The organism is Nocardioides cynanchi (assembly GCF_008761635.1).
GTDB lineage: Bacteria > Actinomycetota > Actinomycetes > Propionibacteriales > Nocardioidaceae > Nocardioides > Nocardioides cynanchi.
Genome location: NZ_CP044344.1, coordinates 2,513,048 through 2,533,667, shown reverse-complemented (window position 1 = coordinate 2,533,667; position 20,620 = coordinate 2,513,048). Strand labels below are relative to the sequence as shown.

Below are 20,620 nucleotides of genomic sequence, written 5' to 3'. Positions count from 1 at the left end.
CTCGGGAGGATCGGAGGGCACTAGCTCAACTGGCAGAGCATCGGTCTCCAAAACCGAAGGTTGGGGGTTCAAGTCCCTCGTGCCCTGCAAAGCACGACAGCATCAACAACAGTCAGCAACGCATGGCCGGCCATCCGGGTCGGCAGCCGAGAACCGGAAGAAGGGGTCCACGTGTCGGGAGGCAATGCAGTTCGGTCGCGAGACGACCGGCGTGCCGAGCGCACGGGCCCGGTCCTGTTCTACCGCCAGGTCGTCGCCGAGCTCCGCAAGGTGGTGTGGCCGACCCAGCAGCAGCTGGTCACCTACTTCTTCGTGGTGATGGCCTTCGTGATCTTCATGATGGCGTTGGTGGCCGGGCTCGACCTGGGCATCGGCAAGCTGATCTTCTGGCTGTTCAACGGCAAGTCCCAGAGCTGAGGTATGGAGTAGACGTGTCGCACCCCGACATCGAGCAGGACATCGCGCAGGACCCCGAGCAGGAGACCCCTGCGGAGGAGTCTCCGGCGCCGGTCGAGGACACCCTCGAGGACCCGGTCGAGAGCACCGACCCGGGTGAGCCCGAGGACGCTCTCGAGACCGACGAGGACGCTCCCGTCGAGGCTGCCACGGTGGACGCCTCCGACGAGATCGCCGACGACGCGGTCGCCGAGCCGGCCGAGGAGCCCGCCGACGAGGACGTCGACGAGGCCGAGCCGGCCGAGGACGACCCGCTGGAGGAGTTCCGCCGCGAGCTGTGGGCCAAGCCCGGCGAGTGGTACGTCGTCCACACCTACTACGGCATGGAGAACCGCGTCCGCTCCAACCTCGAGAACCGCATCGTCTCGTTGAACATGGAGGACTACATCCACGAGATCGTGGTCCCCACCGAAGAGGTCGCCGAGATCAAGAACGGCCAGCGCAAGATGGTCAAGCGCACCGTGCTCCCGGGCTACGTCCTGGTCCGGATGGACCTCACCGACGAGTCGTGGGCCGCCGTACGCCACACGCCGTCGGTGACCGGCTTCGTCGGTCAGGCCCACCAGCCGGTGCCGCTGAGCATGGCCGAGGTCGAGAACATGCTGGCCCCGGCCGCTGTGGCCGCCCGGGCCGAGACGCCGGCCGGCGGCGGCGCGCCCGGCAGTGCGACCACCACCAAGAAGACCGTCGAGGTCATCGACTTCGCCGAGTCCGACTCGGTGATGGTGGTCGACGGGCCGTTCGCCACGCTGCACGCGACGATCACCGAGATCAACGCCGAGGCCCAGCGGGTCAAGGCACTGGTGGAGATCTTCGGCCGGGAGACCCCCGTCGAGCTGAGCTTCAGCCAGATCCAGAAGGTCTGAGCCCTTCGGCCGGAGCCCGCTCCGGTCGAGAAGGCTGAGTAGAGAAACAGCAACAGTGGCAGGGGCTCCGGCCCCGCGAAGACCACAAGACAGAGAGAAGACAAGCAATGCCTCCCAAGAAGAAGATCGCCGCACTGGTCAAGGTGCAGCTCCAGGCGGGTGCCGCGACGCCGGCACCTCCGGTCGGTACCGCCCTCGGTCCGCACGGCGTGAACATCATGGACTTCTGCAAGGCCTACAACGCGCAGACCGAGTCCATGCGCGGCAACGTGATCCCCGTCGAGATCACGATCTACGAGGACCGCTCCTTCACGTTCATCACCAAGACGCCGCCGGCGGCCGAGCTGATCAAGAAGGCCGCGGGCCTGCAGAAGGGTTCGGGCGTCCCGCACAAGGAGAAGGTCGGTCGGCTCACCAAGGACCAGGTCCGTGAGATCGCCACGACCAAGCTGCCCGACCTCAACGCCAACGACATCGAGGCCGCGATGAAGATCGTGGAGGGCACCGCCCGCTCGATGGGCGTCCGCACCGACTGACGCCACCTCGGTGGTCGCGCCAGGTCGCGACCACCCACCGGCGGTGGTCGAGCGACGTCGAGACCACGTACGCCGTACCAAGAAATCCGTGGCAGGGCCGCGCTGGCCCGACGACCACATTCACAGAAGGTGAAAATCCATGCAGCGCAGCAAGACCTACCGGGCCGCCGAAGAGACCTTCGACCGCGACGAGCTCTACAGCCCGCTCACCGCGATCAAGATCGCCAAGGACGCCAGCAAGAAGAAGTTCGACGAGACCGTCGACGTCGTGATGCGCCTCGGGGTCGACCCCCGCAAGGCCGACCAGATGGTCCGCGGCACCGTCAACCTGCCGCACGGCACCGGCAAGACCGCCCGCGTCCTGGTCTTCGCCAACGCCGAGAAGGCGGACGCGGCGCGTGAGGCCGGAGCGGACGTCGTCGGCGGCGACGAGCTGATCGAGAAGGTGAACGGCGGCTGGCTCGACTTCGACGCCGTCGTCGCGACCCCGGACATGATGGGCAAGGTCGGCCGGCTCGGCCGGGTGCTCGGCCCCCGCGGCCTGATGCCCAACCCGAAGACCGGCACCGTGACGGCCGACGTCGCCAAGGCGGTCTCGGACATCAAGGGCGGGAAGATCGAGTTCCGCGTCGACCGGCACGCCAACCTGCACTTCATCATCGGCAAGGCGTCGTTCTCCGAGACCCAGCTCGCGGAGAACTACGCGGCGGCGCTGGAGGAGGTGCTGCGGCTCAAGCCGAGCAGCTCCAAGGGCCGCTACCTGCGCAAGGTGACCGTCTCCACGACCATGGGCCCCGGTGTCCCGGTCGACCCCAACCGCACCCGCAACGTCGCGGCCGCGGACGAGAGCTGACACCACCCGCACCGACGCGAGAAGACCCGGCCACCTCAGGTGGCCGGGCCTTCTGCTGTCTGTAGTCCCTGTGGACCAGGGGTCATTCGACGTACACGCGCTCGTCGACCAGCTTCTCGGTGACGACCTTGCCGTTGACGTCGAACCGGCCCTGGTCGAAGCGCTTCATGAACTCCAGCTCGGCGCCGCCGCTGCCGGAGCGGTTCTTCTCGACGGTGAGGACCGACCACTCCTTGAAGTGCTCGGCGTTGGCACCGCCGTACATCAGGTGGTGGCGGGCGACGATGTCGGACTTCGTGGCCAGGATCAGCACGACGTCGGGCTCGTAGGACAGGGCGGTCGAGCCGCGCATGTGCCGGGTGCGCATCCGGGCTCCGGGCTCGAGTCCCTCGTGGTCCATCGCCGCGACGGCGAAGACCGGGCAGTCGAACTCGATCGCGACGTCCTTGAGCTGCTCGGTGATCCGGGTGATCCGGTCCTCCTCGTCGAGGTCCGCCAGCGGCATCGCGACCTTCTGGAGGTAGTCGACGACGATCAACGGCGACTCGCCGGTGTTGCCCATGACCTTCTTCACCGTGTCGTTGATCTCGGTGATGTCGGTGTGGGTCGCCGTGGAGCGGTGCACGATCAGGCGGTCGGCGTACTCACTGACACGGAGCAGCGCCTCGGTGCCACACGTGGTCGTGGCCATCCGCTCGATCAGCCCGCCGGCTCCGCCGTCGGTGCCCTCGAAGATGCTGCGGACCTTGGTCAGGCTCGGCGCCTCGTAGGGGTCCATCTCGCCGGCTTCCATGGCCACGAGCCGCTGGACCAGCGAGTCGGCCTCGAGCTCGTAGGAGAAGAACACCGCGGAGCGACCGGTCTTGACGGCGGCGCGGGCCGCCTGCAGGGCGAACATCGTCTTGCCCTGACCCTGCGGCCCGCCGAGGAGGTTGAGCGTCCCGGACCTGAGACCGCCCCCGATGGCGTCGTCGAGCAGGGGGAAGCCGGTCGGCCAGAGTCGTACGCCGCCCTCGGGGCTGCGCAGGCGGCCGTCGGCGCGCTCGAGCACCGCAGCCATCGACGTCAACTTGAAGTCCATGCCACGATTGGACCACGGATCGCAGCACCTTGGTAAAGGTCTTCCAAAAGAAGTCAAGGCTGGCTTGGACCACCTGACCCAATTTGATGATGTCGCGTCATGGGTTGCCTGGTGGCCCGTCTTGCTTCGAATGACCGTACCAGTCCGATCGGTGGCGGTCAGGCTGACTTTGGTCAAATCTTCTCGTGCCGCCCTCCCGGGCGTCCCGCCTCCGGGATTTGGCGCCGCCGCCGGGTACGCCGTACTGTCCCCTGCGTAACCAGAGACCGCTGGTCGTCGGACTGCACCGCAGTCCGGTCGAAGGTTCCGCGCAAGCGGACGGCCCGCGCAGGAGACAGAGCGGCATCGCAGTGTCGATGCATCCACGCCCTGGGCCTGCGCCCGGGGCGTTCGTCATGTCGGGCCTGTCGGCCACGGTCTCGTCCATCGGAAGGAGACCCATGGCGCGGGCAGAGAAGCAGGCCGCCGTCGCGGAGATCGTTGACTCGTTCAACGGTGCCGCGGGCGCGGTGCTGACCGAGTACCGCGGGCTCACCGTGAAGCAGCTGCAGGAACTGCGGCGCTCGCTCGGTGAGAACGCTCACTACGCCGTGGTCAAGAACACGCTGGCCAAGCTCGCCGCGAAGGACGCGGGGATCGACGGCTTCGACGACCTGTTGACCGGGCCGACCGCCATCGCCTTCATCCAGGGCGACGTGGTCGAGGCCGCCAAGGGTCTGCGTGACTTTGCCAAGGCGAACCCCACCCTGGTGATCAAGGGTGGCGTTCTGGACGGCAAGCCCCTGGGCGCTGCCGAGGTCGCCAAGCTGGCCGACCTCGAGTCGCGTGAGGTGCTGCTGGGCAAGCTGGCCGGCGCGATGCTCGCGTCGCTCAGCCAGGCCGTCTACCTGTTCAACGCTCCCCTCGCCCAGGTCGCCCGGCTCGCCGGCGCGCTCGAGGCGAAGCGGGCAGAGGAAGGACAGGACTCCACTGACCTCGCAGGTGGAGCCGGCGCGCCGGCTGCCGCCGAGGAGGCTGCGGCTGCCGAGTCGGCCGACGCCTCCTCCGACGAGGTGACCGAGGCCCCCGCCGACGAGACCACCGACGCCCCGGCTGCCGCCGAGGCCGAGGAGTCCTCCGAGGTCGAGGCCACCGCCGCCTCTGACGAGAGCGACACCACCGAGGCCTGACCGGCCGCGGTACCCACCTGAAACCCGGCCCCGTCCCATCCGACAGGGCCGACGAACGAAAGGTTCAGCCATCATGGCGAAGCTCACCACCGACGAGCTGCTCGACGCGTTCAAGGAGATGACCTTGATCGAGCTGAGCGAGTTCGTGAAGCAGTTCGAGGACACCTTCGGCGTCACCGCGGCCGCTCCGGTCGCCGTGGCCGCCGCCGGCGGCGCCGGCGCAGCCGCGCCCGCCGAGGCCGAGGCCGAGCAGGACGAGTTCGACGTCATCCTCGAGTCGGCCGGCGACAAGAAGATCAACGTGATCAAGGAGGTGCGTGCCCTGACCTCCCTCGGCCTGAAGGAGGCCAAGGACCTCGTCGAGGCGGCTCCGAAGCCGGTCCTCGAGCACGTTGCCAAGGACGTCGCGGAGAAGGCCAAGGAGGCGCTCGAGGGCGCCGGTGCCAGCGTCACCCTCAAGTGACTGCTGCCTGACACCGGGCCGGCGAGCAGCCGGACCGACCGCTCGAAGGGCGGGCACCCCACGGGGTGTCCGCCCTTCGTCGCGCTGGGCAGCGCCTCACCCCAAGGGGTGGCGCTCCTCGGGCGACCGTGCGGCAACCTCAGCGAGACGCGCCCGTAACTTCTCGGGGCCGGGACCGTTGAGCAGGCGAACGACGTATGACGTGTGACAACGTCCCGCGCGGCCGGCTGATTCTGGGAGGGCAGCAGACCCATGGGTGTAGAGATCCAGATCGATGGTCTGACCAAGTCCTTCGGAAGTCAGCTGATCTGGGGCGACGTCACGTTGACGGTGCCCGCGGGCGAGATCTGCGTGATGCTCGGCCCCTCGGGGACCGGCAAGTCCGTGCTGCTCAAGACCCTGATCGGGCTGTTGAAACCCGACCGTGGCAGCGTCGTGATCGAGGGCGTGGACATCACCTCGTGCCCGGAGAAGCAGCTCTACGAGATCCGCAAGCTGTTCGGTGTGCTGTTCCAGGACGGCGCCATGTTCGGCTCGATGAACCTCTACGACAACGTCGCCTTCCCGCTGCGCGAGCACACCCGGAAGTCCGAGTCCGAGGTCCGCGACATCGTCATGGAGAAGATGGACCTCGTCGGGCTCGTGGGTGCCGAGGACAAGCTCCCCGGCGAGATCTCCGGCGGGATGCGCAAGCGGGCCGGTCTGGCCCGGGCGCTGGTCCTTGACCCCGAGATCGTGCTCTTCGACGAGCCCGACTCCGGCCTCGACCCGGTCCGCACGTCGTTCCTCAACCAGCTGATCATCGACCTGAACGCGCAGATCGACGCGACCTTCCTGATCGTCACCCACGACATCAACACCGCCCGGACGGTGCCCGACAACATCGGCCTGCTCTACCACAAGCACCTGGCGATGTTCGGCCCGCGCGAGATGCTCCTGTCGTCGGAGGAGCCGGTGGTGCGCCAGTTCCTCAACGCCCAGACCATCGGTCCGATCGGCATGTCGGAGGAGAAGGACGCCGACGAGCTCGCCTCGGAGGAGGGGCAGGAGCTGCCGCCGCTACCGCCGATCCCGCTCCAGCAGGAGCCCTCCAACGGCATCCCGCGTCGCAGCCAGCGGCCGCCCGGCGAGTGGTGCCGCGAGAACGGCGTCACGCCTCCGCCCGGCTCCTTCGAGGAGAACATGTCGATGAGCACGGGCGGCTGACCGATGGCCTCGCTGACCTCGTCCCGGCTCCTTGCCCCGATCGGGACCGCCGGCAACCTGTTCGCCTTCGGCCTCGATGTCGGCCGCGGGCTCTTCCGGCGACCCTTCCAGTGGAAGGAGTTCATCCAGCAGGCGTGGTTCATCGCCTCGGTCACGATCATCCCGACCGCCTTGGTCGCGATCCCCTTCGGCGCGGTGATCGCGCTGCAGGTGGGCGGCCTCATCAAGCAGTTCGGCGCGCAGTCGTTCACCGGCTCGGCCTCGGTGCTGGCGGTGGTGCGCGAGGCGGGTCCGATCGCGACCTCACTGCTGATCGCCGGTGCCGGCGGCTCGGCCATCGCCGCCGACCTCGGTGCCCGCAAGATCCGCGAGGAGCTCGACGCGATGATGGTGCTGGGCATCGACCCGATCCAGCGCCTGGTGGTGCCCCGGGTGCTCGCCTGCATGCTGGTCTCGGTCTTCCTCAACGGCCTGGTCAGCGTGGTCGGCGTCGCCGGCGGCTACTTCTTCAACGTCGTCCTCCAGGGCGGCACACCCGGCGCCTACATAGCGAGCTTCACCGCGCTCGCCCAGCTGCCCGACGTGTGGCAAGGCATGGCGAAGGCCCTCGTGTTCGGTCTGGTCGCGGCGATCGTGGCGTCGTACAAGGGCATGAACGCAGGTGGTGGCCCGAAGGGCGTGGGTGATGCCGTGAACGAGTCCGTGGTCGTGTCGTTCATGTTGCTGTTCATCATCAACTTCGTGATGAGCGCGATCTACTTCCAGCTCGTGCCTCCGAAGACGGGTTGACGCGATGGCCAACATCAAGGCGGTCTACGAGAAGCCGCTGAAGACCCTCGACGACCTCGGCGCGGAGCTCGCCTTCTTCCTGCGCGCCCTGGCCTGGACGCCCAAGACGGTGGTCCGGTACAAGAAGGAGATCCTGCGGATCCTGGCCGAGGTCACCCTCGGCTCCGGCGCGCTGGCCGTGATCGGCGGCACCGTCGGCGTGATCACAGCAATGTGTTTCTTCACCGGCACCGAGGTCGGGCTCCAGGGCTACGCGGCCCTCAACCAGATCGGCACCGCAGCGTTCTCCGGGTTCGTCTCGGCCTACTTCAACACCCGCGAGATCGCCCCCCTGGTGGCCGGCATCGCCCTGGCCGCCACCGTCGGCTGCGGCTTCACCGCCCAGCTGGGCGCGATGCGGATCTCCGAGGAGGTGGACGCCCTCGAGGTGATGGCGGTGCCGTCGCTGCCGTTCCTGGTCAGCACCCGCATCGTCGGCGGCCTGATCGCGATCGTCCCCCTGTACGTCGTCGGGCTGCTGTCGTCGTACTTCGCGACGCGGCTGACGGTCACCCAGTTCTTCGGGCAGAGCACCGGCACCTACGACTACTACTTCAAGACGTTCCTGCCACCCGGCGACGTGCTGTGGTCGTTCGGCAAGGTGCTGGTCTTCGCGGTGACGGTGATCCTGATCCACTGCTACCACGGCTACAACGCGACCGGTGGCCCGGCCGGTGTGGGCGTTGCGGTCGGCCGCGCCGTGCGCACGAGCATCGTGGCGATCAACGTGATCGACCTGTTCCTCTCGATGGCGATCTGGGGCGCGTCGACGACGGTGAGGTTGGCCGGCTAGCGATGTCCTACCTCCGTTTCAAGGCCCTCGGCCTGATCTTCATGGCGCTGCTGCTGGCGGGTGTCTGGCTCACCTACGGTGTCTTCACCCAGAAGTTCACGTCGTTCGACACGGTCACGCTCGACGCGTCGACCATCGGCCTGCAGATGCCCGAGCGCGCCGACGTCAAGATCCGCGGCGTGATCGTCGGTGAGGTGCTCGGCTTCACCGCGACCGACCAGGGCGCGAAGGTGAAGCTGGGGATCTTCCCGAGCCAGATGCACAGCATCCCCTCCAACGTCACCGGCGCGATCGTGCCCAAGACGCTGTTCGGGGAGAAGTACGTCTCGCTCGTCATCCCCGCGTCGGCGTCGCCGACCGCGCTGAAGCCGGGTGCCACGATCACCCGGACGCAGGTGCCGGTGGAGGTCCAGAAGGTGCTGGCCGACCTCTACCCGCTGCTGCGCACCGTGCAGCCCGCCGACATCAACATGACGCTGAACGCCATCTCCACCGCACTGGAGGGCCGTGGCAACGAGCTCGGCCAGGACCTCGTGACCGTCGACCACTACCTCAAGCGGGTCAACCCGCAGATCCCGCAGATCGTCGCCGACCTCCGGCTGACGACCCAGGTCTCCAACACCTACGCCGACGTCGTGCCGGCGATCTCCCAGATCCTGCGCAACACCATCAAGACCACCGGCACCCTCCAGCAGCGCCACGACCAGCTCCAGACCCTGTTCACCGACGTGACCGGCTTCTCCAACACCGCGCACGACTTCCTGCGTCAGAACGGCGACAACATCATCCGGCTGGGCCAGGTCAGCCGGCCGCAGGCCGCGCTGCTGGCCCGCTACGCACCGGAGTACCCCTGTCTGCTCGGCGGGATCGTCCAGAGCGGCAAGCGCGAGGCCGAGGCGTTCCGTGGCTTCACCCTCCACATCGTGCTCGAGACGCTGCCCCACCAACCGCGGGGCTACAACGCCGGCGACCGGCCGGTGTACGGCGACACCCGCGGCCCCAACTGCCTGCACCTGCCCAACGCGCCCTGGTCCCAGTCCAACCCCGTACGGCACCAGCCCGACTTCAACGACGGGGTGAACACACCCACCGGCAAGGGCACCGACCGGGTGGCGCCGCCGTACGCCCAGCACTACACCGCCGGCACCGGGTACGCCGGGAGTGCGGCCGAGGCCGGCGTGCTCAAGAGCCTGCTCGGACCCTCCCTGGGCGAGCCCGCCGCCGACGTCCCGGACCTCGGCGTGCTGCTGGTCGGCCCGATGGCCCGGGGAGCGAAGGTGTCGCTGCGATGAGCCGCATGGACACCAAGACCCTCTCGGCCCTGATCAAGCTGGTCGTCTTCATGGTCGTGACCACGCTCGCGACCGGTGTGCTGGTGATCATCATCGGCAACATCACCTTCGGCTCCTCGAACACCTACAAGGCCGAGTTCGTCGACGCCACCGGCGTGGTCAAGGGCGACGACGTGCGCATCGCGGGGGTCAAGGTCGGGTCGGTGCAGGGCATCTCCATCGTCGACCGCACCCGCGCGCTGGTCACCTTCTCGGTCCAGACCGACACCGCGCTGATGCAGTCGACCCACGCCGACATCCGCTACCGCAATCTGGTCGGCCAGCGCTACATCGCCCTGACCAACGAGATCGGCAGCACCGGGGTGCTGAAGCCCGGCTCGACGATCCCGACCTCTCACACCTCGCCGGCCCTCGACCTGACGGTGCTGTTCAACGGGTTCAAGCCGCTGTTCCAGGCGCTGTCACCGGCCGACGTGAACCAGCTCTCCTACGAGCTGATCCAGGTCTTCCAGGGTCAGGGCGGCACCCTGAACGGGATGCTCGCGCACACCGCGTCGATCACCCAGACCCTGGCCGACCGCGACCAGGTGATCGGGCACCTCATCACCAACCTGAACTCCGTGCTCGCCCACGTCGGCGACCGCAACCGCCAGCTCAACCAGCTGATCACGACCTTCCGCGACTTCGTGGGCGGCCTCAAGCACGACCGGGGAGCGATCCTCGGCTCGCTCGACCAGATCTCCAACCTCACCGTGCAGACCGCCGACCTGGTCTCGGGGATCCGCGCGCCGTTCGTGTCCGACATCCACCACCTGCGGGGCTTCGCCGCCAACCTCGACCGGGGCAAGTCCGAGATCGACCGGGTGCTCCAGGTGATGCCGATCAAGCTGACCAAGATCGGCCGCACCGCGACCTACGGCTCGTGGTTCAACTTCTACCTCTGCGACTTCTCCGGGCAGGTGCGGATCGGCAAGACCGCCATCCCGGTGAACTACGCGACCGGCTCGAGCAGGTGCAACCTTCAATGAGTACTCCGTTCCGCGAGAAGAACCCGGTCGTCGTCGGCGCAGTCAGCCTCGCCGTGATCCTGGGCCTGATCCTGATCGCCTTCAACGCCGAGAAGCTGCCGATCATCGGCGGTGGCGACACCTACTACGCCGACTTCTCCGAGGCCGGCGGTCTGGTGGCCAACGACGAGGTCCGGATCGCCGGCGTCCGGGTCGGCAAGGTCGACTCGGTGAGCCTCGACGGCGACCACGTCAAGGTCGCCTTCCGGATCCAGAACGGCGCGGACTTCGGGACCGACACCCGGGCCGCGATCAAGGTCAAGACGCTGCTGGGTGCGATGTACCTCTCGCTGGAGCCGGCCGGTCCGGGCCAGCTGCCGAAGGGCAGCGAGATCCCCACCTCGCGCACCCAGTCGCCGTACGACGTGGTGCAGGCGTTCTCGGGCCTGGCGAGCACCTCGGAGCGGATCAACACCCACCGACTGGCCAAGAGCCTGACCACCCTGGCCGACCTGACCCGCAACACCCCGAAGAACTTCCGGCACGCACTGACCGGCGTCTCCGCGCTGTCCGGCAACCTCGCCGCCCGCGACGCCCAGATCGGGACGCTGCTGACCAACCTGCGCAGCGTCTCGACCACCCTGAACGCGCGCGACCAGGACATCGTCGGCCTGATGCACGACGCCTCGGTGCTCTTCGCGGCCCTCGACAGGAGACGGCAGGCGATCCACGACCTGCTCCGGTCCACCTCGGAGCTGTCGGTCCAGCTGACCCACCTGGTCAAGCAGAGCCGGGCCGACCTGAAGCCCGCCCTGACCCATCTGGGCAACGTCGTCGACGTGCTCAACAAGGACTCCGACAACATCGACCAGAGCATCCGGCTGCTGGCTCCCTTCTACCGGGTCTTCGCCAACACCCTCGGGAACGGTCCGTGGTTCGACACCTACATCCAGAACGTCCCGCCGGTCCCGCAGGTGGGTGGTTGAGATGCGCGTCCTGACCAAGGTGGTGCTGCCGCTGGTGCTGTTCGCACTGGTGGTGGCGGCGCTGGTCACCTTCCTCTTCAACGGCGGTGACCAGAAGACGCTGACCGCGGAGTTCCCGCGGGCGGTCTCGATCTACTCGGGCAGCGACGTGCGGGTGCTCGGCGTGCCCGTGGGGAAGATCGACTCGGTCACCCCGTCCGGCACCGACGTGATCGTGACGATGCACTACGACGCCAACGTCAAGATCCCGGCGAACGCCAAGGCCGTGATCGTCTCTCCCTCGATCGTCGGTGACCGGTTCGTGCAGCTCACCCCGGCCTACACCGGCGGCCAGGTGCTCGCCACCGGCGCGACGCTGACCGAGCAGCAGACCGCGGTGCCGCTCGAGCTCGACCAGATCTACTCCAGCCTCGACGACCTCACCGTCGCCCTGGGGCCCAACGGCGCGAACAAGAAGGGCGCCCTGACCGACCTGCTCGACACCACGGCGCGCAACTTCGGTGGGCAGGGAGCCAAGTTCCACCGCACCATCCAGAGCTTCAGCCAGCTGAGTCAGACCCTGGCCGACAACAAGGACCAGCTGTTCGGCTCGGTGCGCGAGCTCGAGGGCTTCGTCCACACCCTGGCCCGCAACGACCGCACGGTCCGCGGCTTCAACAGCCAGCTCGCCAACGTCTCCCACATGCTCAAGGGGGAGCGCGGCGACCTCGCGGCGTCCCTGCACAACCTGTCGATCGCGATGCGCCAGGTGTCGGGCTTCGTCAAGGACAACCGCGCGATCCTCGGCAAGAACATCACCGGTCTCGACCAGGTGACCCAGATCCTGGTCAAGCAGCGCGCGGCACTGACCGAGACGCTGCGCGACGCACCCTTGGCGCTGAACAACCTGCTGCTGACCTACAACCCCCAGGCGGGCACCCTCGACACCCGGGCCAACCTCGGCGAGGTCATCAACCAGATCCAGTCCGACCCGACCACCTTCCTGTGCGGCATCGTGGACCAGACCGACCAGGGCGGCCAGGCCTGTGACGCGATCAAGCAGCTGCTCGGCGCCGGTCGCACGGGTGCGCTGACCTCGGGACGCGGGCAGCAGCCGCAGCCCTCGGCGGACCAGAGCGACCCGACCCTCGGCGGTCTGGTGGGGAGCCCGCGATGACCCTGCGACTCAAGGCCCTGATCGCGCTGCTCGGCGCGGCGCTGATGCTGAGCGGCTGCTCGTTCGACGTCTACAAGCTGCCGCTGCCCGGTGGTGTGGACGTCGGGAGCAACCCGATCACGGTCAAGGCGGAGTTCCACGACGTGCTCGACCTGGTGCCCGACTCCACGGTCAAGGTCAACGACGTGACGGTCGGCAAGATCACCGACATCTCCTTGTCGGGCTACAACGCCGAGGTCACCATGCAGCTGCGCAGCGACACCCGGCTGCCGCAGAACGCCGTCGCCCAGATCCAGCAGACCAGCCTGTTGGGGGAGAAGTTCATCGACCTCAGCGCCCCGACCACCGGCGCCAGTGCCACGCAGCTGGCGTCCGGCGACGTGATCCCGCTGTCTCGCACCGGCCAGAACCCCGAGGTGGAGCAGGTCCTCGGCGCGCTCAGCCTGCTCCTGAACGGCGGTGGGGTGGCCCAGCTCCAGACGATCACGCGGGAGCTCAACACCACCCTGCACGGGCGCGAGGGCGAGGCGCGCTCGGTGCTGCACCAGATCAAGCTCTTCAGCGGCCAGCTCGACCGGCACAAGGGTCAGATCGTGCACGCGCTCCAGGCGCTCAACAGGCTCTCGACGTCGCTGAACAAGCAGCGCTCGACCATCGACGCCACCCTCACCGAGCTGCCCGGTGCCTTGCGCTCGATCAACAGTCAACGCCACGACCTGGTCAAGATGCTGTCGGCGCTGGCCCACCTCAGTGGGGTCGGGGTGCACGTGATCCAGCTGTCGAAGCAGTCCACCATCGACACCCTGCGCTCGCTCAGCCCGGTGCTCGGCCAGCTCCAGGCGTCCGGCAGCGACTTCGTCAACGCCTTCAACGTGGCCCTGACCTACCCGTTCGTCGACGAGGTCGTCGGGCGCGACCCCCAGGTCGCCCGCAACCTCCAGATGGGCGACTACACCAACCTCGACATCAAGCTCGACCTGTCGCTGGACGGTCTCGGCAGCCTGCCCTCGCTGCCCACCGGCCTGCCGACGTCGCTGCCGACCCTGCCCACGTCCCTGCCGACCTCGCTGCCGACCTCGGAGATCACCAAGATCGTCGGCGACGTGCTAAAGTGCCTCCAGAGCGGTGACATCACCAGCAAGGCCTGCCAGAAGGTGCTCAGCGACCCGCAGAAGCTCGCTCGCCTGATCACCCAGTGCCAGAAGCACAAGAACCGTGGGAACCCCGTCTGCCAGGTGATCAACACGATCCCGAGCCTGCCCACCGGGGGCACCGGCCTGCCGACCCTGACCCTGCCGACGTCGATCATCCCGACGATCCTGGCGATGCCAGGCGCCCGGCGGGTGGCCTTCGGTCCACGGGGACCCACCATGAGACAGCTGTCGAACATGTACGACCCCGGGCTGGTCAGCCTGCTGGTGCCCGGGCTGGTGGTGACACCGTGATCACACGTCGTACCAAGATCCAGCTGATGATCTTCGTCCTGATCACCCTGCTCGGCGTGAGCTTCGTGGGGGCGAAGTACGCCCAGCTCAACCGGCTCTTCTACAGCACCTCCTACACCGTGGTCGCGCACTTCCAGGACTCCGGCGGGATGTACGCCGGCGGCATGGTCGCCTACCGCGGTGTCCGGGTCGGCGAGGTCGGCAAGCTGGTGCTGACCCGCGACGGCGTCGATGCCTACCTCGACATCGACAAGGGCTGGGACGGCAAGATCCCCAGCCACAGCCTGGCCGTGGTCGGCAACCGCTCGGCGGTCGGCGAGCAGTACGTCGACCTCCAGCCGCAGACCGACTCCGGTCCGTTCCTCGGCGACGGCAGCCAGATCCCGGTCGGAGACACCCGCACCCCGCTGCCCACCCAGAAGCTGCTGGGCGACCTCTCGACCACCGTCTCGTCGGTCAACCAGCGCTCCCTGGCGACCACCGTGCACGAGCTCGGGCAGGCCTTCGCCGGGACCGGCCCGGACCTCCAGCGGATCATCGACAGCGGCTCGGCGTTCATCCACTCCGCCAACGCCAACTTCGACGTGACCACGTCCCTGATCAAGGACGGCAACAAGGTGCTGAAGGGGCAGGTCGCGTCGGCCGGCGCGATTCGCTCGTTCGCCCGCGACCTCAAGCTCTTCTCCGGCACGCTCGCCGGCCACGACAAGGACCTGCGCCGGGTCATCGACAACGGCGCGGTGACCGCCACCCAGCTCCGCACGTTCCTGGCCGACAACCGGGTCGACCTCGCCGACCTGATCAACAACCTGGTCACGACCGGCAACATCGTGGTCAAGCACCTCGCCGGCATCCGGCAGGTGCTGATCATCTACCCCTACGTCGTGGAGGGTGGGTTCACCGTCGTCTCGAAGTCCCCGGAGACCGGCCTGTACGACGCCCACTTCGGGATGGTCCTGACCAACGACCCGGTGGTGTGCCACAACGGCTACCAGAGCACCGACACCCGGCCGCCGCAGGACGGCTCCAACCGGCCGATGAACTTCCAGGCGCACTGCGCCGAGCCGGCCACCCAGTCCAACGCGCGGGGTGCCCAGAACGCCCCGTCCAACCGGCCCGCGGCCAAGTACCGCACCCCGATCGCCTCCTTCGACCCGACGACGGGTCGCCTCACCTGGGGGCACCAGATCTCGCCGGCGTACGCCGACACCGGGAGCCCCGCCCCGGCGTCGTTAGGGAAGGAGTCGTGGAAATGGCTACTGCTACAGCCACTGACACAGCAGGCGAGGTGACGCCCGAGCCCGGTCCCGAGAGCCCCCGGTCCCCGAGGTTCCGGCTCGTGCTCCTCGTGGTGCTCGTGGTCGCCCTGATCGGAGCCTCGATCTCGGCGGCGGTCCTCGGCACCAGTCGTCACGTCCTGCCCTTCGGAGGCGGGTCCGGGTCGTCGACGGTCCAGGCCGACCGCGAGGCCGCGATGGCCGCGACCCAGCAGTTCGTGCTGCGGGTGAACACCTACGGTCCCTCGCTGCTCGACGCGAACGGCCAGATGCCGGTGTACCGCTCGCGGGTCAAGGCGGTGATCACGCCGAAGTTCGCGGTCTCGTTCGACCAGGGCGTGACCGTGGCCGAGGAGAGCGTGAAGAGCTACGGCGTCGACCGCACCTGCGCCGTCTACGCCACCGGGGTGGAGCAGATCGACGCCGACTCCGCGCAGGTGCTGGTGGCCGGCTCGTTCAGCGAGACCCTCAAGAACAAGGCCGGCAAGCGGGTCTCGGCCGGAGAGCCCGCGCCGTTCCGGCTCCGGGTGTCCCTGGACAAGATCGACGGCCGGTGGCTCGTCGACGACTACCAGACGGTGACCTCATGACGACCGACCTGTACGACGTCCTCGACGTCGAGCCCACCGCCTCGCCCGACGAGATCCGCGCCGCGTGGCGGGCGTCGGTGGCCGACCTCGACCCGACCGACCGGCGCTTCCGGCTCTACAACCAGGCGGCCGAGGTCCTGCTGGACCCGGTACGGCGCGCGGAGTACGACGCCGCGGCCCTGGCGGAGGTCGAGGCCCGGGCGACCCGCGCCGCCGACCTGGACCCGGCCGCGGAGCCCCTGCCGTACGTCGTACCGGCTCCGGCCGGCGCGGCCGACCGGGAGTCGGCCCGCCCGCAGCGCGAGGTGCCCGGGTGGCTGCTGGTCGCGCTGGCCGCACTCACCGCGATCGCCCTCGCGGTGGTGGGCGTCGCCCTGAGCCAGCCCTCCGAGGCCTCGGTGACCACCGACACGACCGCGGCGCAGGCGGCCGCCGAGCGGGCCGTGGTGCCGATCCTGTCCTACGACGCCCACCACCTCGACCAGAGCCAGGCCGCGGCGACGCCCTACCTCACCCAGGACTACCGCACCCAGTACGACAAGCTGTTCTCGGTGATCCGCGACAACGCACCCAGGACCGGGACCGTGGTGCGGGCCAAGTACCTTGCCTCGGGGATCGTCCGCTCCGGGGCGGGCCGGGTCGACGTGCTGGTCTTCGTCAACCAGGTCACCTACAACAAGCAGCACCCGACCACGCCGGTCATCTACAAGAACCAGGCCACGGTGACGATGGAGAAGGTCGGCAACGACTGGCTCGTCGACAACATGGTGACCAGCCAGCAGGGGTCCTGAGCCGTCCCGGCGGTCACCGGGTTTGTCCCCAGGTTGGGCCGATGTGCTTGACCTGAGCCCCGCTCGGGTTCATCATCGTGGGGACATCCGACCCGCGGGTCAGGTGCTATTTGTGGTGCGCTGGCCTCTCGGTGTACGATTCACCTTTGCGCCCGCTCTCAAATGCTGATCGCCTGCCCGGTGGCTGATCGAAGTGGTGGGTCGGCGCGTCTCCGAAGCGTCTCGTCGAAGGACCTCTCTTGGCCGCGCGTACCACCGCCGAAAATTCCTCTACTACGCCGCAGCGCATCTCGTTCGCGAAGATCAACGAAGTTCTCGAAGTTCCCAAGCTCCTCTCTCTCCAGACCGACAGCTTCAACTGGCTGATCGGCAACGACGACTGGCTCGCCCAGGTCGCCGTGCGTGAGGCTGCCGGTGAGGACGTCTCCCACAAGTCCGGTCTCCAGGAGATCTTCGAGGAGATCTCTCCGATCGAGGACTTCTCCGAGACGATGAGCCTCTCCTTCGAGAACCCCGTCTTCTACGACCCCAAGTACACCGTCGAGGAGTGCAAGGAGAAGGACTTCACCTACTCCGCACCGCTCTACGTCTCCGCCGAGTTCACCAACAACGAGACCGGCGAGATCAAGGGCCAGACGGTCTTCATGGGTGACTTCCCCCTGATGAGCCCCCGCGGCACCTTCATCATCAACGGCACCGAGCGTGTCGTGGTCAGCCAGCTGGTCCGCTCGCCGGGTGTCTACTTCGAGAAGACCGCCGACAAGACGTCCGACAAGGACATCTACACCGCCAAGGTGATCCCGAGCCGTGGCGCGTGGCTCGAGTTCGAGATCGACAAGCGCGACATGGTCGGCGTCCGGCTCGACCGCAAGCGCAAGCAGAACGTCACCGTGCTGCTCAAGGCCCTCGGCTGGACCACCGAGCAGATCCTCGCCGAGTTCGGCGAGTACGAGTCGATCCGGCTGACCCTCGAGAAGGACCACACCGAGAGCCAGGACGACGCGCTGCTCGACATCTACCGCAAGCTGCGCCCCGGCGAGCCGCCGACGCGCGAGGCCGCGCAGACGCTGCTGAACAACTACTACTTCAACCCCAAGCGTTACGACCTCGCCAAGGTGGGTCGCTACAAGATCAACAAGAAGCTCGCGACCAGCGAGGCCTTCGACCAGCAGACGCTGACCATCGACGACATCGTGGCGACGATCCGCTACATCGTCCGGCTGCACAACGGCGACACCACGCTCGAGGATGCCTCCGGTACGACGTACCTCGACCCCGACGGGAAGCCGATCGAGGTCCAGGCCGACGACATCGACCACTTCGGCAACCGGCGCATGCGCACGGTCGGCGAGCTGATCCAGAACCAGCTCCGCACCGGCCTGGCCCGGATGGAGCGGGTGGTCCGCGAGCGGATGACGACCCAGGACGTCGAGGCGATCACGCCGCAGTCCCTGATCAACATCCGTCCCGTGGTCGCGGCGCTGAAGGAGTTCTTCGGCACCTCGCAGCTCAGCCAGTTCATGGACCAGACCAACCCGATCTCGGGCCTGACCCACAAGCGCCGCCTGTCGGCTCTGGGTCCCGGCGGTCTGTCCCGTGACCGGGCCGGCATGGAGGTCCGCGACGTCCACCACAGCCACTACGGCCGGATGTGCCCGATCGAGACCCCCGAGGGTCCCAACATCGGCCTGATCGGCTCGCTGGCCTCCTACGGACGGATCAACCCGTTCGGCTTCGTGGAGACGCCCTACCGCAAGGTGGTCAAGGGCAAGGTCACCGACCAGATCGACTACCTCACCGCCGACGACGAGGACAAGTACGTCATCGCCCAGGCGAACGCGCCCCTCGACGACAAGTTCAAGTTCACCGAGGAGCGGGTGCTGGTCCGCCAGCGTCACGGTGAGGTCAGCGAGATCCTGGCCGACGAGGTCGACTACATGGACGTCTCGCCGCGCCAGATGGTGTCGGTGGCGACCGCGCTGATCCCGTTCCTGGAGCACGACGACGCCAACCGCGCCCTGATGGGCGCGAACATGCAGCGTCAGGCCGTTCCCCTGATCAAGAGCGACGCGCCCCTCGTCGGCACCGGCATGGAGTTCCGTGCCGCCGTCGACGCCGGCGACGTGGTCGTGGCGGAGAAGGCCGGCGTGGTCAAGGAGGTGTCCGCCGACGTCGTCGAGGTGATGAACGACGACGGCACCTACTCGACGTACAAGCTGGCGAAGTTCCGTCGCTCCAACCAGGGCACCTGCATCAACCAGCGTCCGCTGGTGAGCGAGGGCGACAAGCTGGCCGAGGGCACGCCGATCGCCGACGGGCCCTGCACCGACGAGGCCGAGATGGCGCTGGGCACCAACCTGCTCGTCGCCTTCATGCCCTGGCAGGGCAACAACTACGAGGACGCGATCATCCTCAGCCAGCGCCTGGTGCAGGAGGACGTCCTCACCTCGATCCACATCGAGGAGCACGAGGTCGACGCCCGCGACACCAAGCTCGGGCCCGAGGAGATCACCCGCGACATCCCCAACGTCTCCGACGAGATGCTGGCCGACCTCGACGAGCGCGGCATCATCCGCATCGGCGCCGAGGTCACCACGGGTGACATCCTGGTCGGCAAGGTCACGCCCAAGGGCGAGACCGAGCTGACCCCGGAGGAGCGCCTCCTGCGGGCGATCTTCGGCGAGAAGGCGCGCGAGGTGCGCGACACCTCGATGAAGGTCCCGCACGGTGAGTCCGGCACGGTCATCGGCGTCCGCGTCTTCGACCGCGAAGAGGGCGACGAGCTCCCGCCGGGCGTCAACCAGCTGGTCCGCGTCTACGTCGCGCAGAAGCGCAAGATCTCGGTGGGTGACAAGCTCGCCGGACGCCACGGCAACAAGGGCGTCATCGCCAAGATCCTGCCGATCGAGGACATGCCGTTCATGGAGGACGGCACCCCGGTCGACGTCGTGCTCAACCCGCTCGGTGTGCCGCGCCGGATGAACATCGGCCAGGTCCTCGAGCTGCACCTCGGCTGGTTGGCCAAGCAGGGCTGGGACCTCGAGCTGAACGCCGACAAGGGCAAGGCCGACTGGAAGGACCGGCTGATCAAGATCCACGCCGACAAGGCGGATCCCGACACCAACGTGGCCACTCCGGTCTTCGACGGTGCCAAGGAGGACGAGATCACCGGTCTGCTCGGCTCGACGCTCCCCAACCGCGATGGTGTGCGGGTGGTCGGGGCCGACGGCAAGGCGCCGCTGTTCGACGGCCGCTCCGGCGAGCCGTTCCCGGACCCGGTGTCGGTCGGCTACATGTACATCCTCAAGCTCCACCACCTGGTCGACGACAAGATCCACGCACGGTCGACCGGCCCCTACTCGATGATCACGCAGCAGCCCCTGGGCGGTAAGGCCCAGTTCGGCGGCCAGCGGTTCGGCGAGATGGAGGTGTGGGCGATGGAGGCCTACGGAGCGGCGTACGCCCTCCAGGAGCTGCTGACCATCAAGTCCGACGACGTGCCGGGCCGGGTCAAGGTGTACGAGGCCATCGTCAAGGGCGAGAACATCCCCGACTCCGGCATCCCGGAGTCGTTCAAGGTGCTCGTCAAGGAGATGCAGTCGCTCTGCCTCAACGTCGAGGTGCTGTCCCAGGACGGCTCCCAGATCGAGCTCAAGGATGCCGAGGAAGACGTCTTCCGGGCCGCCGAGGAGCTCGGCATCGACCTCTCCCGCCGCGAGCCCAGCTCCGTCGAAGAAGTCTGAGGTGACCGGCGGCGAGCCCACGGGCTCGCCGCCGCCCCCTCGGTCAACTGCTTGCACACCACGAACTAACGAAGGACGACAG

The 20,620-nt window shown here is 67.9% G+C and carries 19 protein-coding genes and 1 tRNA gene; 19 read left to right on the top strand and 1 reads right to left on the bottom strand.

Features of this window, described 5'->3' with window-relative positions; genetic code table 11:
• Positions 1 to 14: 14 nt before the first annotated feature.
• From E3N83_RS12205 to rplA, 5 genes are all read left to right on the top strand, one after another.
• Positions 15 to 87: transfer RNA gene (locus E3N83_RS12205), tRNA-Trp, on the top strand.
• A gap of 84 nt (positions 88 to 171) precedes the next feature.
• Positions 172 to 417 (top strand): preprotein translocase subunit SecE, encoded by a 246-nt coding sequence (secE, locus tag E3N83_RS12200; RefSeq protein WP_151083514.1) that lies wholly within the window; start codon positions 172 to 174, stop codon positions 415 to 417.
• Between the two features lie 14 nt (positions 418 to 431).
• The gene (gene nusG, locus E3N83_RS12195; RefSeq protein ID WP_191907788.1) at positions 432 to 1,322 is read left to right on the top strand and encodes a transcription termination/antitermination protein NusG; all 891 of its coding nucleotides are present in this window, start codon (positions 432 to 434) and stop codon (positions 1,320 to 1,322) included.
• 107 nt (positions 1,323 to 1,429) lie between these two features.
• Positions 1,430 to 1,858, top strand: coding sequence for a 50S ribosomal protein L11 (gene rplK, locus E3N83_RS12190; RefSeq protein WP_151083512.1), 429 nt, complete (start codon positions 1,430 to 1,432; stop codon positions 1,856 to 1,858).
• Positions 1,859 to 1,997: 139 nt separating this feature from the next.
• Entirely contained in the window at positions 1,998 to 2,711 is a 714-nt protein-coding gene (gene rplA / locus E3N83_RS12185) for a 50S ribosomal protein L1 (RefSeq protein ID WP_151083511.1), read from the top strand.
• Between the two features lie 82 nt (positions 2,712 to 2,793).
• On the opposite strand, the gene E3N83_RS12180 is transcribed toward rplA, so the two are convergent.
• Positions 2,794 to 3,792, bottom strand: coding sequence for a DnaB-like helicase C-terminal domain-containing protein (locus E3N83_RS12180; protein ID WP_151083510.1), 999 nt, complete (start codon positions 3,790 to 3,792; stop codon positions 2,794 to 2,796).
• A 440-nt stretch (positions 3,793 to 4,232) separates the two neighbouring features.
• Between E3N83_RS12180 and rplJ the strand changes: the two genes are divergently transcribed.
• The 14 genes from rplJ (at position 4,233) to rpoB (ending at position 20,538) form a co-directional block, all read left to right on the top strand.
• A complete protein-coding gene (rplJ, locus tag E3N83_RS12175; RefSeq protein WP_151083509.1) occupies positions 4,233 to 4,961 on the top strand; it encodes a 50S ribosomal protein L10 in 729 nt (242 codons plus the stop codon).
• A 73-nt stretch (positions 4,962 to 5,034) separates the two neighbouring features.
• Positions 5,035 to 5,424, top strand: coding sequence for a 50S ribosomal protein L7/L12 (gene rplL / locus E3N83_RS12170; RefSeq protein ID WP_151083508.1), 390 nt, complete (start codon positions 5,035 to 5,037; stop codon positions 5,422 to 5,424).
• A 252-nt stretch (positions 5,425 to 5,676) separates the two neighbouring features.
• Positions 5,677 to 6,630: an ABC transporter ATP-binding protein gene (locus E3N83_RS12165; RefSeq protein WP_151083507.1), complete on the top strand. Its 954-nt coding sequence runs from the start codon at positions 5,677 to 5,679 to the stop codon at positions 6,628 to 6,630.
• A 3-nt stretch (positions 6,631 to 6,633) separates the two neighbouring features.
• The gene (locus E3N83_RS12160; RefSeq protein WP_151083506.1) at positions 6,634 to 7,419 is read left to right on the top strand and encodes an MlaE family ABC transporter permease; all 786 of its coding nucleotides are present in this window, start codon (positions 6,634 to 6,636) and stop codon (positions 7,417 to 7,419) included.
• Between the two features lie 4 nt (positions 7,420 to 7,423).
• Complete coding sequence (locus E3N83_RS12155; RefSeq protein WP_151083505.1) at positions 7,424 to 8,251, top strand: MlaE family ABC transporter permease; 828 nt, start codon at positions 7,424 to 7,426, stop codon at positions 8,249 to 8,251.
• A 2-nt stretch (positions 8,252 to 8,253) separates the two neighbouring features.
• Complete coding sequence (locus tag E3N83_RS12150; RefSeq protein WP_151083504.1) at positions 8,254 to 9,543, top strand: MCE family protein; 1,290 nt, start codon at positions 8,254 to 8,256, stop codon at positions 9,541 to 9,543.
• Between the two features lie 5 nt (positions 9,544 to 9,548).
• A complete protein-coding gene (locus tag E3N83_RS12145) occupies positions 9,549 to 10,571 on the top strand; it encodes an MCE family protein (protein WP_238342879.1) in 1,023 nt (340 codons plus the stop codon).
• A complete protein-coding gene (locus E3N83_RS12140) occupies positions 10,568 to 11,536 on the top strand; it encodes an MCE family protein (RefSeq protein ID WP_151083502.1) in 969 nt (322 codons plus the stop codon). Before E3N83_RS12145 ends, E3N83_RS12140 begins: the two co-directional genes overlap by 4 nt.
• A 1-nt stretch (position 11,537) precedes the next feature.
• Positions 11,538 to 12,692, top strand: coding sequence for an MCE family protein (locus E3N83_RS12135; protein ID WP_151083501.1), 1,155 nt, complete (start codon positions 11,538 to 11,540; stop codon positions 12,690 to 12,692).
• On the top strand, positions 12,689 to 14,137 hold the full coding sequence (locus E3N83_RS12130; RefSeq protein ID WP_151083500.1) for an MCE family protein: 1,449 nt from the start codon (positions 12,689 to 12,691) through the stop codon (positions 14,135 to 14,137). The genes E3N83_RS12135 and E3N83_RS12130 overlap by 4 nt, the downstream gene beginning before the upstream one ends.
• Positions 14,134 to 15,429, top strand: a complete 1,296-nt coding sequence (locus E3N83_RS12125) for an MCE family protein (protein WP_151083499.1) — start codon at positions 14,134 to 14,136, stop codon at positions 15,427 to 15,429. The genes E3N83_RS12130 and E3N83_RS12125 overlap by 4 nt, the downstream gene beginning before the upstream one ends.
• A gap of 47 nt (positions 15,430 to 15,476) precedes the next feature.
• Positions 15,477 to 16,004, top strand: coding sequence for a hypothetical protein (locus tag E3N83_RS12120; RefSeq protein WP_151083498.1), 528 nt, complete (start codon positions 15,477 to 15,479; stop codon positions 16,002 to 16,004).
• The gene (locus E3N83_RS12115) at positions 16,001 to 16,795 is read left to right on the top strand and encodes a J domain-containing protein (protein WP_151083497.1); all 795 of its coding nucleotides are present in this window, start codon (positions 16,001 to 16,003) and stop codon (positions 16,793 to 16,795) included. Before E3N83_RS12120 ends, E3N83_RS12115 begins: the two co-directional genes overlap by 4 nt.
• A 239-nt stretch (positions 16,796 to 17,034) precedes the next feature.
• The gene (rpoB, locus tag E3N83_RS12110; protein ID WP_151083496.1) at positions 17,035 to 20,538 is read left to right on the top strand and encodes a DNA-directed RNA polymerase subunit beta; all 3,504 of its coding nucleotides are present in this window, start codon (positions 17,035 to 17,037) and stop codon (positions 20,536 to 20,538) included.
• The last annotated feature ends 82 nt before the right edge of the window (positions 20,539 to 20,620 follow it).

Coding starts and splice junctions, on each gene's coding strand:
- rplK (WP_151083512.1), top strand. CDS start 1,430: ATGCCTCCCAAGAAGAAGATCGCCGCACTGGTCAAGGTGCAGCTCCAG.
- rplA (WP_151083511.1), top strand. CDS start 1,998: ATGCAGCGCAGCAAGACCTACCGGGCCGCCGAAGAGACCTTCGACCGC.
- E3N83_RS12180 (WP_151083510.1), bottom strand. CDS start 3,792: ATGGACTTCAAGTTGACGTCGATGGCTGCGGTGCTCGAGCGCGCCGAC.
- rplJ (WP_151083509.1), top strand. CDS start 4,233: ATGGCGCGGGCAGAGAAGCAGGCCGCCGTCGCGGAGATCGTTGACTCG.
- rplL (WP_151083508.1), top strand. CDS start 5,035: ATGGCGAAGCTCACCACCGACGAGCTGCTCGACGCGTTCAAGGAGATG.
- E3N83_RS12165 (WP_151083507.1), top strand. CDS start 5,677: ATGGGTGTAGAGATCCAGATCGATGGTCTGACCAAGTCCTTCGGAAGT.
- E3N83_RS12160 (WP_151083506.1), top strand. CDS start 6,634: ATGGCCTCGCTGACCTCGTCCCGGCTCCTTGCCCCGATCGGGACCGCC.
- E3N83_RS12155 (WP_151083505.1), top strand. CDS start 7,424: ATGGCCAACATCAAGGCGGTCTACGAGAAGCCGCTGAAGACCCTCGAC.
- E3N83_RS12150 (WP_151083504.1), top strand. CDS start 8,254: ATGTCCTACCTCCGTTTCAAGGCCCTCGGCCTGATCTTCATGGCGCTG.
- E3N83_RS12145 (WP_238342879.1), top strand. CDS start 9,549: ATGGACACCAAGACCCTCTCGGCCCTGATCAAGCTGGTCGTCTTCATG.
- E3N83_RS12140 (WP_151083502.1), top strand. CDS start 10,568: ATGAGTACTCCGTTCCGCGAGAAGAACCCGGTCGTCGTCGGCGCAGTC.
- E3N83_RS12135 (WP_151083501.1), top strand. CDS start 11,538: ATGCGCGTCCTGACCAAGGTGGTGCTGCCGCTGGTGCTGTTCGCACTG.
- E3N83_RS12130 (WP_151083500.1), top strand. CDS start 12,689: ATGACCCTGCGACTCAAGGCCCTGATCGCGCTGCTCGGCGCGGCGCTG.
- E3N83_RS12115 (WP_151083497.1), top strand. CDS start 16,001: ATGACGACCGACCTGTACGACGTCCTCGACGTCGAGCCCACCGCCTCG.